This window comes from Bradyrhizobium sp. NAS80.1, assembly GCF_001908205.1.
GTDB lineage: Bacteria > Pseudomonadota > Alphaproteobacteria > Rhizobiales > Xanthobacteraceae > Bradyrhizobium.
Map to the genome: position 1 here is coordinate 1 of NZ_LGHL01000376.1, position 2,388 is coordinate 2,388.

Consider the following 2,388-nt stretch of genomic DNA (forward strand, 5'->3'; position numbering starts at 1 on the left):
CGGCGTGGTCGATGCCGTCGGATCGACCTGGAGACCGGAGAACGTCTTCACCGCGCCAGCAAGGTTCGCAGCGACACCGCTCGCGTCCTTGATGCTCGCACCGCTCGGAAGGTTCACGCCGGTGATGGCGAGCGCCGAGGTGCTGGTGTCGGTCGAGGCGACGGTCGTTTTGAAGGTGAGCGTACCCGTGCCCGAGCCACCGACATAGGCGGCCGTGCTGCCGTCGTTGAGCGACAACGTGGGCGTGCCCGTCACGGTCACCGCCTCGTTGAAGCCGAGCGACAGCGTGATCGTGTCTCCCACGTGCTCGGTGCCAGTGCCCGGAGAGGCCGAGGCCTGCGTCACCGCCGGTGAGATCGGATCGATCTGGAGACCAGAGAACGTCTTCACCGCGCCCGACAGGTTCGCCGCAACACCGGAGGCATCCTTGATGCTCGCGCCGCTCGGAAGATTGACACCGGTGATGGCGAGCGCCGACGTGTTGGTGTCGGTCGCCGCGACGGTCGTCTTGAAGGTGAGCGTGCCCGTGCCCGAGCCGCCGGCATAGGTGGCGGTGTTGCCGTCGTTGAGCGACAGCGTCGGCGTGCCCGTCACCGTCACGGCCTCGTTGAAGGCGAGCGACAGGGTGATGGTATCGCCGGCATGCTCGATGCCCGTCGACGGAGAAGCCGTGGCCTGCGTCACCGCCGGCGAGACTGGAGGAGAAGGATCGATCTGGAGCCCGGTGAACGTCTTCACCGCGCCCGACAGGTTCGCCGCAACACCGGACGAATCCTTGATGCTCGCGCCGCTCGGGAGATTGACGCCAGTGATGGCAAGCGCCGAGGTGTTGGTGTCGGTCGCCGCGACAGTCGTCTTGAAGGTGAGCGTGCCCGTGCCCGAGCCGCCGACATAGGTGGCGGTATTGCCGTCATTGAGCGAAAGCGTCGGTGTACCCGACACCGTCACGGCCTCATTGAAGCCGAGTGTCAGCGTGATCGCGTCACCGACGTGCTCGGTGCCAGTGCCCGGAGAGGCCGAGGCCTGCGTCACCGCCGGTGAGATCGGGTCAATCTGGAGACCGGAGAACGTCTTCACCGCGCCCGACAGGTTCGCCGCGACACCGGAGGCGTCCTTGATGCTCGCACCGCTCGGAAGGTTCACCCCCGTGATGGCGAGCGCCGACGTGTTGGTGTCGGTCGCCGCGACAGTCGTCTTGAAGGTGAGCGTGCCCGTGCCCGAGCCGCCGGCATAGGTGGCGGTGTTGCCGTCGTTGAGCGACAGTGTCGGCGTGCCCGTCACCGTCACGGCCTCATTGAAGCCGAGTGTCAGGGTGATGGTATCGCCGGCATGCTCGATGCCCGTCGCCGGAGAGGCCGTGGCCTGCGTCACCGCCGGCGTGACCGTTGGGGTGGGGGGCGTCGTTGTGGCCGATCCCGGAGTGACGTTCGCACCCGTGACGGTCTCGCCGCTACCCGCCTTTTGATAAAGCTGAATCGAGTCGACCTGCATCTGCATCGACGAAGGAGTCGAACTGTCGAGAGTCGTATGAAATGCGGACGCGCCGGAACTCGCGACCCCGGGGTTCATCAGCAATTCCATCGGCTCATTCGGGATCGGGGCCTGCGCGCTGGTCACCTGTCCGATCTGCTTCCCGTCGAGATACCAGGTGATGGATTTGCCCGGCTGCCAGTCGATGGCGTAGGTGTGGAAGGCCGCCGTGAGGTCGATGCCGGTATCGACGACGCCGCCGAACGTTCCCGACGCCGTGTGAAGGTGCCAGGAGAAGTTTTGGTTTGCCGGCCCCGAACCGGTCATTCCACCCTCCTGGATATCGATTTCGAAATTGTCGGTGCTGGTGGAGGCACCTTTGCCGGGCAACAGCCAGAGGCCTGGCCATGCCCCATCGCCGCCCGGCGCCTTCATGCTGATCTGAAGATAGCCACCGTTGAATTCGAAGTTACCATAGCTGCTGACCACGCCGGACGTGACTGGGAACGTATAGGGCGCTCCTCCACTGACGCCATTGACCGGCTGCCTGATCGCCGTGAGATTCAACAGCCCGTTGCTCACCGCAACTTGGCTCGGCATAAAATATTCGGCATCATACTGATTGCCCATGCCGCTTCCGCCTGATCCATTGTCGTTCCATGCCCAGCCGTTGGCGGCCTTGCTGGTGAGGTAGGTGTGCCAATAGCTGTCGAGCGTTGTGCCTGAGAAGTCCTCCTGGAAGACGAGATCGCTCGAGCTATAGCCGGCGGGCGCGGAAAGAGTCATTCCGTTATTCCTCATTGTCGTTGATAACAGGGAATTCCACTGCCGCGCATCGCGAAGGCGCGCGACATACCACATGCTCGCAGCTGGCACCGCGAACAGATTTCAGTACAGCGGGATTTGAAGTCGCCCCCC

1 protein-coding gene is annotated in these 2,388 nt (G+C 64.1%); it reads right to left on the reverse strand.

Translation table 11 applies throughout. The annotated features are described in order from the left end of the window. Window positions 1-2,256: glycoside hydrolase family 16 protein (locus AC629_RS43580; RefSeq protein ID WP_168195753.1), on the reverse strand; the 2,256-nt coding region annotated here is incomplete at its 3' end. Window positions 2,257-2,388: the final 132 nt, after the last annotated feature.